Below are 14,950 nucleotides of genomic sequence, written 5' to 3'. Positions count from 1 at the left end.
TGGAAGGTCCGGCCGCTCCCACCTCGCCCGGTCCGGCCGGCGGGCCCGCCGTCGCCGGCGGGCCGCTGACCCCTCAGACGTCCCCGCCCAGCGCCTGGATGATCCGGTCCCATGTCCTCCCGTGCGGGTCGGGGTGGCGGGCGCCGAGGGCGGCCGTCTCCCGCACCAGCCGGGACCGGGTCTCCTCGGACGCCTTGTGCAGGAGCGCCGCCAGGTCGTCCGGTTCGAAGCCCTCGGTGGCCCCCGCGAGCACCAGGGCCACCTGCGCGTGGGTGAGCGAGGAGAGCCGGTCGCCGAAGACCTGGCCCTCGATGCCCCCGCCGTGCATCAGCGCGACGCCGTTCCCGGCCTCCAACGCCCGGTCCACGTACGCCTGGAGGGCCTCACGGTCCTCGACCAGGCGGTACGCGGCGTCCAGCCCCTCGGTGCGGCCGATGTCCAGCATCGCGACATGGGCCAGCGGGGTGTCGTCGGGCGGCTGGACGGTCAGCAGGCGCGGGTGCTCCTCCAGGTAGGCCCGCGACTCCGTCCAGTCCGCGCACTCCAGCCACTGGGCCAACTGCTCCCGCAGGATCAGCGGATCGTAGGCGGCGGTCACCCCGTGGGCGAGGACGGCCTCACGGAGCAGGGCGTGCCGCCGCGCGCCGTGCGGGTCCAGCACGGCCAGTTCGTCCAGGGCCGACGCCGCCTGTTCACCGCCCAGGGCCTCGGCATGCTCGGACCAGAAGTCGCGTGAGCGCGGCCAGTCGGGCGCGAACATCCACGCGACGACGAGATCCAGCGTCCCCGGCGACAGCGCGAGCCAGTCCGGCACGGGCGTGAAGGTCTCGTCCTCCCAGGCCGTGTGCACCGCCGCCGTGTCACCGTACGCGCGCAGCGCCTGCCGGGCCCGTACGGTCACGGTGTCCGCGCCGCCGGTCCTCTCCGCGTCCTCGTCGAGCCAGTTCACCAGCTCGCTCACCCCGGTCGCGGGCCAGGGGGCCGGGCAGCGCAGCAGGAAGGCGCTCCGCTCCACGACCAGACGCCGGGCGGCCTCCGGGCCGGCCCCGGCGAACTCCTTGACGGTCTCGTCGAACTCCTCGATCGCCGCCGCGTGCTCGCCGGTACGGGCCAGTGCCCGGGCCAGGTCGTCGAGGGCTGAGACCAGGGCGGCGTCGGGGGCGCCGGGGACCTCCAGTGCCAGGGACCGGTGGAGGGCCACCGCCTCCCAGAACGCCTCCACCGCCCCCTCGGCGTCCCCGTTCAGCTCCACGTAGGTGCCGAGCACCTGGAGGGAGTCGGCCAGATCGGCCAGGACCGCGTCCCCCTGTTCACGCAGGAGGTCGACGGCCTCCCGCGCCGGGGGCAGGGCCCCCTGCGGGTCGCCGGTGCCGGCCAGGCACCGGGCGAGGGTGCGCAGGGCGGCGGCGAGGCCGGGCCGGAAGACCGCGGGGCGCCGCGCGGCCGACTCGCGGTACAGGGCGACGGCTTCCTCCGCCACCCGCAGACCCGCCCCCGCCTCACCGGCCTTGTCCAGGTGACCGGCCAGGCCGTCGAGCGCCGCGGCCAGCTCCGGACGGATGACGTCCGGCCGCTCGGCCGGGAGCGCGCGGAAGAGGCCGCAGGCCTCCTCGGCCGCTTCGACCGCCCCGGAGGCGTCGCTCACGGCCGCACGGTGGCCGCCGAGGGCGTGGAGAGCCTCGGCGAGCCGGGGGAGGAAGGCCGCCGGATCCTCCTCGGCGAGGCCGCGGAGGAGGCCGACCGCCTCCTCGGCACGGGGCACGGCCTCCACGACCTCTCCGGCGCCCGCCAGGCGCGTGGCACAGGTCAGGAGGTACGCGGCGAGCGCCGGGACGGACGCGCCCGGCTGCTCCTCCTCGACCAGCTCGCGCTGGAGCCGCACGGCCTGCTTCGCGAACGGCACGGCGGCCGCCGGGTCCCCGGTGTCGGCGACGCGGTCGCCCAGGGCGCCCATGGCCAGGGCCAGCTCCGCCTGGAAGTCGCCGGGGCGCTTCATGCCGAGCTCGGCGTAGATCCGCGCGGCCTCCTTCGCCGGGGGCAGCGCGCCGGTGCGGTCCCCGGCGGCGGAGAGCAGGTTCGAGAGCCGGTGCAGGGCCCCCGCCAGCAGGGGCGTGTCGCCGCCGGGGTCCTGCTCGGCGGCGGCCCGCAGGCCGCGCACCTCCTCCTCCGCACGCGCCAGCTCCGCACGCGCCTCTCCGGCACGCGCCGACGCGTCGTCGGCGGCGTCCTCCCGCCGCACCTCCTGCCGCGCCCCGTGCCCCGCGCCCGCTCCCCGCGCCTCGTCGCCGACGCCCGTCCCGCGGTCCTCGTAACCCATGCCCGCCCCACCGTTCTCGCTGTTCGTTCCGCTCGGCCCCACCGGGCCTCGCCGGTCCCGCCCGCGCGAAGCTTTCGCTGCGGTGAGTAGCAGCGTAGTTACGCGGTGGTGTCGACGGCCGCCGTATGGGAGAACCGGCTCCACCGGAACGTTCCTGCCGGTACGCGGCGCGCGCCGAGGGACAGGCGGTACGCCGGCTCATCCCCGTGTACGCGAAAGTCCCGGTACGCCGACCTGCGGCATACCGGGACTTTCGCGTGACTTCCGGCGCTTCCGGTGTCTCCGGGGCTGCCCTCCCCCTCCGGACCCGCGCGGCCCTACGGCAGCGCGAGCATCCGCTCCAGGGCGAGCTTCGCGTACTTCTCCGTCTCCGGGTCGACCTCGATCCGGTTGACCAGCTTGCCCTCGGCCAGCGACTCCAGGGTCCAGACCAGGTGCGGCAGGTCGATGCGGTTCATCGTCGAGCAGAAGCAGACCGTCTTGTCGAGGAAGACGATCTCCTTGTCCTCCGCGGCGAAACGGTTCGCCAGCCGCTGGACCAGGTTCAGCTCCGTGCCGATGGCCCACTTCGAGCCGGCCGGGGCCGCCTCCAGGGCCTTGATGATGTACTCCGTCGAGCCCACGTAGTCCGCGGCGGCGACGACCTCGTGCTTGCACTCCGGGTGCACCAGCACGTTGACCCCGGGCATCCGGGCGCGGACGTCCTCGACCGACTCGACCGAGAAGCGGCCGTGGACCGAGCAGTGCCCGCGCCACAGGATCATCTTCGCGTCGCGCAGCTGCTCGGCGGTGAGGCCGCCGTTGGGCTTGTGCGGGTTGTAGAGGACGCAGTCCTCGAGGCTCAGCCCCAGGTCCCGCACGGCCGTGTTGCGGCCCAGGTGCTGGTCGGGGAGGAAGAGGATCTTCTCGCCCTGCTCGAAGGCCCACTCCAGGGCCCGCTTCGCGTTGGACGACGTGCAGATCGTGCCGCCGTGCTTGCCGGTGAAGGCCTTGATGTCGGCGGAGGAGTTCATGTACGAGACGGGTACCACCTGATCGGCGACCCCGGCCTCCGTCAGCACGTCCCAGCACTCGGCGACCTGCTCGGCGGTGGCCATGTCGGCCATCGAGCAGCCGGCCGCCAGGTCGGGCAGCACGACCGCCTGGGCGTCCGTGGTCAGGATGTCCGCGGACTCCGCCATGAAGTGGACGCCGCAGAAGACGATGTACTCGGCCTCCGGGCGGGCGGCCGCGTCGCGGGCCAGCTTGAACGAGTCGCCGGTGACGTCCGCGAACTGGATGACCTCGTCGCGCTGGTAGTGGTGGCCGAGGACGAAGACCTTGTCCCCGAGCTTCTCCTTCGCGGCGCGGGCGCGCTCCACCAGGTCCGGGTCGGACGGGGAGGGCAGGTCGCCGGGGCATTCGACGCCGCGCTCGCTCCTCGGGTCGGCCTCACGGCCGAGCAGCAGCAGCGCGAGCGGTGTCGGCTGTACGTCCAGGGGCTGGGCCGTGGTCACGTCACGCACCCTTTCTAGTCTGCGAATGCAAGATCACTCCGCGAACATCCGCGAAGTGCTTCGGCGAACTCGCCTTTTCGTCTATTTGACGCTATCTATCATAGCCGCTTCGTGTCACGTTGACGATGCCGATAGCGTCGATGTGACGCATCCCCCGGGCGGCACGGTGTGCGAGCATGAAAAGGAACAGACAAGCGCTTGGCCCGGAATGAATCCGCGGGTCTGGCGGTTGAACCGTCGGCAAGCAGTCCGTACAACCCGGGAGAGAAGCAGATGTCCGTATCGGACGAGACCACCACCGTGAGCGACGGCATCCTCCTGTCCGACGCCGCCGCCGGCAAGGTCAAGGGCCTGCTGGAGCAGGAAGGCCGCGAGGACCTGGCGCTGCGCGTCGCCGTTCAGCCCGGCGGTTGCTCGGGCCTGCGTTACCAGCTCTTCTTCGACGAGCGCTCGCTCGACGGTGACGTCGTGAAGGACTTCGACGGCGTCAAGGTCGTCACCGACCGGATGAGCGCCCCGTACCTGGGCGGCGCCTCCATCGACTTCGTCGACACCATCGAGAAGCAGGGCTTCACGATCGACAACCCGAACGCCACCGGCTCCTGCGCCTGCGGCGACTCGTTCAGCTAAACGCTGCGCGTACGGAGGCGGCCCCGGGATCAGTCCCGGGGCCGCCTCCGTACGTATGTCCGCTCATCCCGCTCATCCGGCCGTCCCGCTCAGCCGCGCGGCACCGCACCGCCCGACGCCGCGTCGATCACCGTGCGGTCGCCCAGCGGCTTCTCCAGGGTCACCGTCCGCGTCAGCTCCTTGGCGATCATGATGCAGGCCTTCTTGCCCTCCTGCGGCTTCTCCGTCACCGAGATCGCCACCTGGCCCGCGCTCTCCTCCGCGCTCGCCGTGTACGTACTGCACACGCCGCCCCAGAACGTCACCTCAAGGGTCCGCCCGTCCGCGCCGTACGACGTCACCTTCCGGTCCCCGGAGGGTGCGGGCGTCTCCGGCTTCTCGATGAACTCCGGGTCCACGGCGACCTGCGTGACCGTGTTCTCCGGGCCGCCCGGTGCCTGGCGGACCGTGAACAGCCAGGACGGCACCAGCGTCGGCCGGCCGTCCACGTAGTTCAGCGCGAGACCGAACACCGCGTCCTCGACCGTCTGCTCCACCGGCGCCCGCTTGCCGTTCGACGGCACGCACTGCGGGTCCGAGGGCTTCGGCTCGCCCTGGTGCGGTACGGGAGTGGCGCAGCCGCCGATGTCCCGCTCGGCGTCACCCCTGCCCCGGCTCGCCGCGTTCAGCTGCTTCAGCGCCTCGTCCGCGCCGACCGTCGGGTAGGTGTCGCCCTTCTCCAGCGCCTTCAGGTGTCCGCTGCCGCCGGTCACCTCGCCGTCCGGGCCCACCTGGACACCGGTCGACCAGCCGTACGTCGGGAGCCCGTCGATCCTCGGGTCGGCGTTCACCACGCGGACGTCGCCCATCAACTGGCCCGCGTTCAGCGCCGCGTCGTCCTGCCCGGTCGCCTTGAGCACCGGGACCGCGGCCGCCTTCGCCGCCTTCTCGCTCACCGGGTCGCCGCCCGCCTCCGAGGCCGTCCCGTTCGCGCACATCGTCCCCGGAGGGCACGGCTCTGGCGGGGTGCTGCGGGCGAACGTCCAGGTGCCCGGGGCCTGCTTCGTCACCTTCAGGAGGGCGCCGGGGCCGTCGTCGTCGCCGACCACCCAGGACGTGCCCTCGGTGCGCGGCGAGCCGGGGATGCTCAGCGCCTTCGCCAGCCGAGCCACGTCGCCTGACGCGACCGTGCCCTTCGCGCGGTGGACCGCCGCCTCGTCCGGGCCGTCCGGGAGTTCACCGGCGGCCCGGTAGAGCACGGGCGGACCGCCCGGGTCCGGTTCGCCGGGTGCGATGCCCGGGGGAGGGGAGTCCGGGGACGTACGGCTCGGGCCGTCCCCGGCGGGAGCGTCCAGGGCCAGCGGCAGGGCCTCGCCCCGCGCCGACGAGCCGCTGTCCGCCTTGTCGCCGTCGCCCGCGGCGGTCGAGGCCCAGTAGGCCCCGCCGCCTCCGGCCAGCAGCACGGCCGCGGCCACCGAGGCCACCGCGAGCGGCGGACGCCGCCGGGGGCCGGTCACGTCGTTGTCGGGTCGCTCGGTGCTCACCGGATCGCTCCTTCGACTGCGTTGCCGTCGCGGTGCCTACCGCGTGTCCCCGGACGGGGACACCGGTGGGACGGAGCGGAGGAGCGTGCGGTTCCCCGGTGGGGGCGGCCGGACGCGGGCACCGTGCGGTCGCCGCCGGAGTCCGCACGGAAAAGGCCGAAATGTGATGCCGACCGTCCCGTCCCGGCCAGTCCCTCAGTCGCCGTACTCGGACATCGCGTCGATCAGCCGCGCCGACGACGGCGGGACCGTCACCCCGCTGATCAGGGACGGCTTCACCGGGGAGGGAGCGCTCTTCACGGCCGCCGTCCAGTGCGGCGCCATCTGCGCGCAGTCACCGCGCAGTGCGGCCAGGCTCAATTCCGACTCGGGCAATGCGGTGTGCTTCGACATATCCGCACCGTAACCACGGTCGCGCTCAGGTAGAAAGCCCTACTATCGGGTAGTTTTCCCTTTTTCCGGCCGGTCGACTCACCCGGTAGCGTGAACTGTCACGTCGTCCCGGAGGGCGCACTCACGGCCCTTCGCCTTCCGCAGGAGTAGCCTCCCCGTGCGTATTGCAGTCACCGGCTCGATCGCCACCGACCACCTCATGACCTTCCCCGGCCGCTTCGCCGACCAGCTGGTCGCGGATCAGCTGCACACGGTCTCCCTCTCCTTCCTGGTCGACAACCTCGATGTGCGCCGGGGCGGTGTCGCCGCCAACATCTGCTTCGGGATGGGCCTGCTCGGCACCCGCCCGATCCTGGTCGGCGCCGCGGGCTCCGACTTCGACGAGTACCGCGCCTGGCTCGACCGGCACGGCGTCGAGACCGGCTCGGTCCGTATCTCCGAGGTACTGCACACCGCCCGCTTCGTCTGCACCACCGACGCCGACCACAACCAGATCGGCTCCTTCTACACGGGCGCGATGAGCGAGGCCCGCCTCATCGAGCTGAAGAGCATCGCCGACCGCTTCGGCGGCCTGGACCTCGTCTCCATCGGAGCCGACGACCCCGAGGCGATGCTCCGCCACACCGAGGAGTGCCGCACCCGGAACATCCCGTTCGCCGCCGACTTCTCGCAGCAGATCGCACGGATGGACGGCGAGGACATCCGTATCCTCCTCGACGGCGCCACCTACCTCTTCTCCAACGAGTACGAGAAGGGGCTCATCGAGTCCAAGACCGGCTGGAGCGACGAGGAGATCCTCGCCAAGGTCGGCCACCGCGTCACCACGCTCGGCGCGCGCGGTGTCCGGATCGACCGGGCCGGCGAGCCGGCCATCGAGGTCGGCTGCCCCGAGGAGGACAGCAAGGCCGACCCCACCGGCGTCGGCGACGCCTTCCGGGCAGGCTTCCTCTCCGGCCTCGCCTGGGGCGTCGGCCTGGAGCGCGCCGCCCAGGTCGGCTGCATGCTCGCCACCCTGGTCATCGAGACGGTCGGCACCCAGGAGTACACCCTGCGCCGCACCCACTTCATGGACCGCTTCACGAAGGCGTACGGCCACGAGGCCGCCGCCGAGGTCCGGCAGCACCTGGCCTGATCAGCCGAGCCGGCGGACCACATAGGCCGAGCCGCGGTCCGCCGGCTCCTCGCCCACGTACTCCTGGCCCCGCATCTCGCACCAGGCCGGGATGTCCAGTCGCGCCGCCTCGTCATCGGCGAGCACCGTCACCGTGGCGCCCACCGCTACCTCCCCGATCACCTTTGCGAGCTCGATCACCGGGATCGGGCAGCGCCGGCCCAGCGCGTCGACCACCAGGGAGGCGGCGGGCCCGGGGGAGGGGGGCGCGGACACCGGGGCGCCGAGCCGCTCGCGCACCTCGGCGACGACCCCGGGCAGCACCTCCAGGAAGCGGTCCACGTCCGCCGCGGCCGTGCCCGCCGGCAGCGACACCCGCACGTTCCCCTCCGAGAGCACCCCCATCGCCTTGAGGACGTGGCTCGGAACCAGGGTGCTGCTCGTGCAGGACGAGCCGGACGACACGGAGAACTCCCTCCGGTCCAGCTCGTGCAGCAGGGTCTCCCCGTCGACATAGAGACAGGAGAAGGTGACCAGGTGCGGCAGCCGCCGCTCCGGATCACCCACCACCTCGACATCGGGCACCCGCTCGGCCACCACGGTCCGGATCCGGTCCACCAGCGCCCGCAGCCGCACCGACTCCGCCGCCGCCTCGCTCCGTACGGCGCGCAACGAGGCCGCCGCCGCCACGATCGCCGGCAGGTTCTCGAACCCCGCCGCCCGCCCCGACTCCCGCTCCCCGGCCGGTCCTTGGGGCGCGAAGCGCACCCCCTTGCGGACCGCGAGCAGCCCGACCCCGGCCGGACCGCCCCACTTGTGCGCGCTCGCCGTCAGCAGCGACCAGCCCCCCGGGACCGGCCCCCAGCCGAGCGACTGCGCCGCGTCCACCAGCAGCGGCACCCCGGCCTCCGCACAGCGCGCGGCTACCTCGGCGACCGGCTGCGCGGTGCCCACCTCGTGGTTGGCCGACTGGAGGCAGGCCAGCGCCGTGTCCGCCCGCAGCGCCCCGCCGTACACCTCCGGGTCCGCCGCCCCCGTGCGGTCCACCGGGACCTCGGTGACCGAGCCGCCCGCCGCCTCGTGGGCCGCCGCCGAATGGAGTACCGACGAGTGTTCGACCGCGGAGAGGGCCAGATGGCGGCCGACACGCCGACGCCCCGAAAGGGCCCCGGCAATTCCCGCGTGCACCGCCGTCGTCCCGGAGGAGGTGAAGACCAGCTCGTCGGGGCGGCAGCCGACGGCCTCCGCGGCGGCCTCCCGGGCCGCGTCCAGGAGCAGCCTGGCCCGCCGCCCCTCCCGGTACAGACGGGCGGGATCGGCCCAGCCCTCGTCGAGCGCGGCAAGCAGCGCCTGGCGTGCGACGGGGTGCAGGGGGGCGGCGGAGGCGGTATCGAAGTAGGGCACCCGGCCACGCTAGCCCGCACCCGGCCCCACCTCGCCGGGGGCCGTTCCTCCCGGACGGGCGAGTGGGCGTCAGATGGGGGCCGGAGGCCCGGATTCCACTCCATGGGGGTGTCGGGCGGCGCGTTGGGCACCCTCCCCGCGCGACCCCAAATAGCGTCCAGTAGGGTTTGGTCCGCATAAACATCCAAACCCCTGCCCGCGTCAGGGCCGGCGACCGACCAGAGACATACGGGCGCGCCGACCGTGCGGGCGAGACTCTCGGGAAGGCGCTACGTGAGTCCCAACGGCTCCGACCGCTCGTCGCGGCGCCCGATGCGGCGGAAGCTGCCGCAGGTGCTGACTGCGGGCCTGGTCCTGGCGACGGCCTCCGGTTGTTCATACAACTGGGAGGATTTCCCCCGCCTCGGAATGCCCACTCCGGTTACGGAAGAGGCCCCTCGGATCCTCTCCCTCTGGCAAGGCTCGTGGGCGGCAGCGCTCGTCACGGGTGTCCTTGTCTGGGGACTGATCCTCTGGAGCGTCTTCTTCCACCGGCGCAGCAGGACCAAGGTGGAGGTACCTCCGCAGACCAGGTACAATATGCCCATCGAGGCGTTGTACACAGTGGTTCCCCTCATCATCGTCTCGGTGCTCTTCTACTTCACCGCGCGAGATGAGTCGAAGCTCCTAGAGCTCTCCGAAAAGCCCGCCCACACCATCAACGTGGTCGGCTTCCAGTGGAGCTGGGGCTTCAACTACATCGAGAAGGTGGATGGCCAGCCCGCGGCGGGCCCCGAGATCCCCAAGGAACTCGACGCCATCCCCGACCGGTTCCACAAGGACTTCCCCGAGGGCGCCGGCGGCGTCTACGACGTGGGCATCCCCGGAACCCGCAACCCGCAGAACGGCAACCCGGGTCCGACCCTGTGGCTGCCGAAGGGCGAGAAGGTCCGTTTCATCCTCACTTCGCGTGACGTCATCCACTCCTTCTGGGTGGTGCCGTTCCTCATGAAGCAGGACGTCATCCCGGGCCACACCAACGCGTTCGAGGTGACTCCCAACCGGGAGGGCACCTTCATGGGCAAGTGCGCCGAGCTCTGTGGCGCCGACCACTCCCGGATGCTCTTCAACGTCAAGGTCGTCTCCCCGGAGCGTTACCAGCAGCACCTCAAGGAGCTGGCTGAGAAGGGTCAGACGGGCTACGTGCCGGCAGGCATCGCGCAGACGGACCCGGCCAGGAATGCGGAGAAGAACCAACTGTGAGCATCCTCAACGAATCTCAGGGTGCCGCTCCGGCAGACGACTCGTACGAGGACGAGCTGCCCGTGCGGCGCAAGCAGCCGGGAAACATCGTCGTCACGTGGCTGACCACCACTGACCACAAGACGATCGGTACGCTCTACCTGGTCACGTCGTTCGTGTTCTTCTGCATCGGCGGACTCATGGCGCTCTTCATGCGCGCCGAGCTGGCCCGTCCGGGCACGCAGATCATGTCGAACGAGCAGTTCAACCAGGCGTTCACGATGCACGGCACGATCATGCTGCTGATGTTCGCGACGCCGCTGTTCGCCGGATTCGCGAACTGGATCATGCCGCTGCAGATCGGCGCGCCCGACGTGGCGTTCCCGCGGCTGAACATGTTCGCCTACTGGCTGTACCTCTTCGGCTCGCTCATCGCGGTGGCCGGCTTCCTCACCCCGCAGGGTGCGGCCGACTTCGGGTGGTTCGCCTACTCCCCGCTCTCGGACGCGGTCCGCTCGCCGGGCGTCGGCGCCGACATGTGGATCATGGGTCTGGCCTTCTCCGGCTTCGGCACGATCCTCGGCTCGGTCAACTTCATCACCACGATCATCTGCATGCGCGCACCCGGCATGACGATGTTCCGCATGCCGATCTTCACCTGGAACGTCCTGCTGACCGGTGTCCTGGTCCTGCTGGCCTTCCCGGTCCTCGCCGCCGCGCTCTTCGCACTGGAGGCGGACCGTAAATTCGGTGCGCATATCTTCGACGCGGCCAATGGCGGCGCATTGCTCTGGCAACACCTCTTCTGGTTCTTCGGCCATCCAGAGGTGTACATCATCGCGTTGCCATTCTTCGGAATCATTTCCGAGGTCATCCCGGTATTCAGCCGCAAGCCGATGTTCGGCTACATCGGTCTGATCTCCGCGACGATCGCCATCGCCGGCCTTTCCGTGACGGTGTGGGCACACCACATGTACGTCACGGGCGGTGTGCTGTTGCCGTTCTTCTCCTTCATGACGTTCCTCATCGCCGTACCGACAGGCGTGAAGTTCTTCAACTGGATCGGCACGATGTGGAAGGGGTCGTTGTCCTTCGAGACACCGATGCTCTGGGCCGTCGGCTTCCTGATCACCTTCACCTTCGGTGGTCTGACCGGCGTCATCCTCGCCTCGCCCCCGATGGACTTCCACGTCTCGGACTCGTACTTCGTCGTCGCGCACTTCCACTACGTCATCTTCGGCACCGTGGTCTTCGCGATGTTCTCCGGATTCCACTTCTGGTGGCCGAAGTTCACCGGCAAGATGCTGGACGAGCGGCTCGGCAAGATCACGTTCTGGACGCTGTTCGTGGGCTTCCACGGCACGTTCCTGGTGCAGCACTGGCTCGGTGCCGAGGGCATGCCGCGTCGTTACGCGGACTATCTCGACGCCGACGGCTTCACCGCGCTGAACACGATCTCGACGATCTCCTCGTTCCTGCTCGGCCTGTCGATGCTGCCGTTCTTCTACAACGTCTGGAAGACCGCGAAGTACGGCAAGAAGATCGAGGTCGACGACCCGTGGGGTTACGGCCGTTCGCTGGAGTGGGCGACCTCCTGCCCGCCGCCGCGGCACAACTTCCTCACGCTGCCGCGGATCCGTTCGGAATCCCCGGCGTTCGACCTGCACCACCCGGAGATCACGGCGCTCGAACAGCTCGACCACCTCTCCGAGTCGGACAAGGCCCTCGCCGGCGGCAAGGAGGCAGGCAAGTGAAGATCCAGGGACAGATGTTCATCTGGCTGAGCGTCTTCATCCTCGCCATGGCCGTCGTGTACGGCGTGTGGTCCAAGGAGCCGGTCGGCACCACGGCCCTCTTCCTGGCCTTCGGGCTGTCCATCATGATCGGCTTCTACCTGGCCTTCACGGCCAACCGGGTCGACGCCATGGCCCAGGACAACAAGGAAGCGGACGTCGCCGACGAGGCGGGCGAGCTGGGGTTCTTCTCCCCGCACAGCTGGCAGCCCCTCTCCCTGGCGGTCGGCGGAGCCTTCGCCTTCATGGGCGTCGTCTTCGGCTGGTGGCTGATGTACTTCTCCGCACCCCTGCTCCTGATCGGCCTCTTCGGCTGGGTCTTCGAGTACTACCGGGGCGAGAACCGCACCCAGTGACACCGCACCCCGTGACACCGCACCGCCGGTGACACGCGCTACACCACGAAGGGCCCGCGTCGCCGGCAGCGACGCGGGCCCTTCGCTCGTTCGGAGTCACTGAACGCGCTGGAACGGATGAATCTTCTTAGCGTGGACGGCATGAACCACACGCCGCGCATCCGCACCGTAGTGAGCTGCACCCTGCTGGTCGTGACCCTCGCCGCGGGTGCGACCGCCTGTGGCTCGCCCGACGGCCACCCGCTCTCCACGAAGCCTTTCGACGCGGGCGACCAGGTCTCCTTCAACGGCCCCTCCGACAAGGAGAAGGCCGACCCCGACAAGCCCCTGGAAGTCACCGTCAAGGGCGACGACGGGCGCATCACCGACGTCAGCGCCGTGGACACCGGCGGCCGCCATCTGGCGGGGGAGCTCTCCGCCGACGGGAGGCGCTGGCGCTCCACCGCCCCGCTCGCGGCCGGCACCGGTTACACCGTCAGGGTCGCCATGGAGAACGGCGACGGCGCTCCAGGGGTCCGTACGCTGTCCTTCGGCACCTCCTCGCCCAAGAAGTTGCTGAAGGTAGCCTTCGGCCCGGAGGCGGGCACCTACGGCGTCGGACAGCCCATCACGGCGGAACTCAGCGCTCCGATCACCGACAAGGCGGCCAGGGCCACCGTCGAGCGCGCCCTGAAGGTCCGCTCCACCCCGGCCGTCACCGGCTCCTGGTACTGGGTCGACGACAAGAAGCTGCACTACCGCCCGAAGGAGTACTGGCCCGCGAACGCCTCCATCGAGGTCCGCTCCAACCTGGCGGGCATCAAGGTGACCAACGCGCTCTACGGAGCCGAGGCCAAGCCGCTGAAGCTCGCCACCGGCGACCGGATCGAGGCCGTCACCGACGCCGCGGACCACACCCTGACGGTGCTCCGCAACGGAGAAGTGATCAACACCATTCCGGTCACCACCGGCAAGCCCGGCTTCTCCACCCGCAACGGGGTCAAGGTGGTGCTCGCCAAGGAGCAGTTCGTCCGTATGCGCGGCGAGAGCGTCGGCATCGCGGCCGGCTCCTCGGAGTCGTACGACCTGCCGGTCTACTGGGCCACCCGGGTGACCTGGAGCGGCGAGTACGTCCACGCCGCCCCGTGGTCCACCGGCTCCCAGGGCAACGCCAACGTCAGCCACGGCTGCACCGGCATGAGCACCAGCAACGCCGAATGGTTCTTCGACACGGTGCGCGAGGGCGACATCGTCACGGTCGTCGGCAGCGAGGGCGAGGACATGGACCCGTTCGGCAACGGGTTCGGCGACTGGAACCTCTCCTGGGAGAAGTGGCAGAAGGGCAGCGCCCTCCACGAGGGGGCGCCGGACAGCCCGCAGACGCTCCAGGCAGCCCGGCTGCGTCCCCACGTCTGACCCGGGCACCGGAAGCCCCGGACAGGTGCCGTACGGCGCCGGAAGCCCCTCGGCGGGCCGTGGGGGCCCCTCAGGCCTCCACGGCGAGCCGCTGCCGCAGCAGTGCCGCCAGCGCGTCGGCGAACTCCACCGGGTCGACCGGGAGCGTCACGGCGGCCTCCGCCCGGCTCCAGGTGGCCAGCCACGCGTCCTGCGGGCGGCCGATCAGCAGGAGCACCGGCGGGCAGCGGAAGATCTCGTCCTTGATCTGGCGGCAGACGCCCATGCCGCCGACGGGAGCCGTCTCCCCGTCCAGCACGCAGACGTCGACGCCGCCGCCGTCCAGCGCCTTGAGGACGGCCGGGAGCGTCGCGCACTCCAGGAACTCCACCGGTGGGACGTCCGCGGCAGGCCTGCGACCGGCTGCCAGCCTCACCTGCTCGCGGATGTTGGCGTCGTCGCTGTAGACCAGGACCGTGGCGGTCGCCTGCATTGTTCCTCCGTGACATCGACGTCGTCGGGGCTCTCGGGGCATGAACCGATGCGCGGATCGTACTCCGCCCGACCGGCCGTCAGCACCGGTAATGACGACCTTCCGATGGGCCGTTCGGCGCAGGGTGCGACCCCTGCAGACGGTACGGACACACCGAACGGCACCCCCCGGGGTGAGGGCGGGATAAGCGACCGACATAATGTCGGTCGTGGCGACAGCAACGACAGTAGAAACCGGGCACGCGCACCCGTCGGTCAATCGACCGAACCTCACCAGCGTCGGAACCATCATCTGGTTGAGTTCCGAGCTGATGTTCTTCGCGGCCCTCTTCGCGATGTACTTCACCCTGCGATCGGTGATGGGACCCGATTACTGGAAGGAGATGTCCGATCATCTGAACTTCCCGTTCTCGGCGACGAACACCACGATCCTGGTGCTCTCCTCACTCACCTGCCAGCTCGGCGTTTTCGCAGCCGAGCGGGGCGATGTGAAGAAGCTCCGCACCTGGTTCATCATCACGTTCGTGATGGGTGCGATCTTCATCGGCGGCCAGGTCCTGGAGTACACCGAGCTGGTCAAGGACGCGGGGCTCTCCCTCTCGTCCGACCCGTACGGCTCGGTGTTCTACCTGACCACCGGCTTCCACGGTCTGCACGTGACAGGCGGTCTCATCGCCTTCCTGCTGGTCCTCGGCAGAACGTACGCAGCCAAGAGGTTCACCCACGATCAGGCCACCGCCGCCATCGTCGTGTCCTACTACTGGCACTTCGTCGATGTCGTATGGATCGGCCTGTTCGCAACGATCTACATGATCAAGTAACCGGGCTCGCACCCGCCCA

General features: G+C 70.4%; 13 protein-coding genes. 7 read left to right on the top strand and 6 right to left on the bottom strand.

Annotation, left to right across the window (positions count from 1 at the left end):
* Nucleotides 1-73: 73 nt before the first annotated feature.
* Both OG245_RS09130 and nadA read right to left on the bottom strand, forming a co-directional pair.
* Nucleotides 74-2,317 (bottom strand): tetratricopeptide repeat protein, encoded by a 2,244-nt coding sequence (locus OG245_RS09130; protein ID WP_371623015.1) that lies wholly within the window; start codon nt 2,315-2,317, stop codon nt 74-76.
* 317 nt (nt 2,318-2,634) lie between these two features.
* Entirely contained in the window at nt 2,635-3,822 is a 1,188-nt protein-coding gene (gene nadA, locus OG245_RS09125; RefSeq protein ID WP_371623014.1) for a quinolinate synthase NadA, read from the bottom strand.
* 264 nt (nt 3,823-4,086) lie between these two features.
* On the opposite strand from nadA, the gene OG245_RS09120 reads away from it, so the two are divergent.
* Nucleotides 4,087-4,443 carry a HesB/IscA family protein gene (locus OG245_RS09120; protein ID WP_371623013.1) on the top strand — a complete coding sequence of 119 codons (357 nt, stop codon included), beginning with the start codon at nt 4,087-4,089 and terminating at the stop codon, nt 4,441-4,443.
* An 89-nt stretch (nt 4,444-4,532) separates the two neighbouring features.
* Here OG245_RS09120 and OG245_RS09115 read toward each other — a convergent pair whose 3' ends face one another.
* On the bottom strand, nt 4,533-5,966 hold the full coding sequence (locus OG245_RS09115; RefSeq protein ID WP_371623012.1) for a hypothetical protein: 1,434 nt from the start codon (nt 5,964-5,966) through the stop codon (nt 4,533-4,535).
* A gap of 195 nt (nt 5,967-6,161) precedes the next feature.
* Nucleotides 6,162-6,359 (bottom strand): hypothetical protein, encoded by a 198-nt coding sequence (locus OG245_RS09110; protein WP_371623011.1) that lies wholly within the window; start codon nt 6,357-6,359, stop codon nt 6,162-6,164.
* Between the two features lie 157 nt (nt 6,360-6,516).
* On the opposite strand from OG245_RS09110, the gene OG245_RS09105 reads away from it, so the two are divergent.
* Nucleotides 6,517-7,491, top strand: a complete 975-nt coding sequence (locus tag OG245_RS09105) for a carbohydrate kinase family protein (RefSeq protein WP_371623010.1) — start codon at nt 6,517-6,519, stop codon at nt 7,489-7,491.
* Here the strand turns inward: OG245_RS09105 and OG245_RS09100 are convergent, their stop codons facing one another.
* Complete coding sequence (locus tag OG245_RS09100; protein ID WP_371623009.1) at nt 7,492-8,874, bottom strand: cysteine desulfurase/sulfurtransferase TusA family protein; 1,383 nt, start codon at nt 8,872-8,874, stop codon at nt 7,492-7,494. It abuts the gene before it with no gap.
* Between the two features lie 273 nt (nt 8,875-9,147).
* On the opposite strand from OG245_RS09100, the gene coxB reads away from it, so the two are divergent.
* From coxB to OG245_RS09080, 4 genes are all read left to right on the top strand, one after another.
* Complete coding sequence (gene coxB / locus OG245_RS09095) at nt 9,148-10,116, top strand: cytochrome c oxidase subunit II (RefSeq protein ID WP_371623008.1); 969 nt, start codon at nt 9,148-9,150, stop codon at nt 10,114-10,116.
* Nucleotides 10,113-11,849 (top strand): cytochrome c oxidase subunit I, encoded by a 1,737-nt coding sequence (ctaD, locus tag OG245_RS09090; RefSeq protein ID WP_215102942.1) that lies wholly within the window; start codon nt 10,113-10,115, stop codon nt 11,847-11,849. The genes coxB and ctaD overlap by 4 nt, the downstream gene beginning before the upstream one ends.
* Nucleotides 11,846-12,244, top strand: a complete 399-nt coding sequence (locus OG245_RS09085) for a cytochrome c oxidase subunit 4 (RefSeq protein ID WP_003969632.1) — start codon at nt 11,846-11,848, stop codon at nt 12,242-12,244. The genes ctaD and OG245_RS09085 overlap by 4 nt, the downstream gene beginning before the upstream one ends.
* A 141-nt stretch (nt 12,245-12,385) precedes the next feature.
* Nucleotides 12,386-13,639 (top strand): Ig-like domain-containing protein, encoded by a 1,254-nt coding sequence (locus OG245_RS09080; RefSeq protein WP_371623007.1) that lies wholly within the window; start codon nt 12,386-12,388, stop codon nt 13,637-13,639.
* A gap of 70 nt (nt 13,640-13,709) precedes the next feature.
* Here OG245_RS09080 and OG245_RS09075 read toward each other — a convergent pair whose 3' ends face one another.
* Nucleotides 13,710-14,111 (bottom strand): hypothetical protein, encoded by a 402-nt coding sequence (locus OG245_RS09075; RefSeq protein ID WP_371623006.1) that lies wholly within the window; start codon nt 14,109-14,111, stop codon nt 13,710-13,712.
* Nucleotides 14,112-14,310: 199 nt separating this feature from the next.
* Between OG245_RS09075 and OG245_RS09070 the strand changes: the two genes are divergently transcribed.
* Nucleotides 14,311-14,931 (top strand): heme-copper oxidase subunit III, encoded by a 621-nt coding sequence (locus OG245_RS09070; protein WP_003969635.1) that lies wholly within the window; start codon nt 14,311-14,313, stop codon nt 14,929-14,931.
* Nucleotides 14,932-14,950 lie beyond the last annotated feature (19 nt).

This window comes from Streptomyces sp. NBC_01116, assembly GCF_041435495.1.
Classification (GTDB): domain Bacteria; phylum Actinomycetota; class Actinomycetes; order Streptomycetales; family Streptomycetaceae; genus Streptomyces.
Note: the sequence above shows the minus strand (reverse complement) of the source record. Positions and strands in the feature narration are given on the sequence as shown.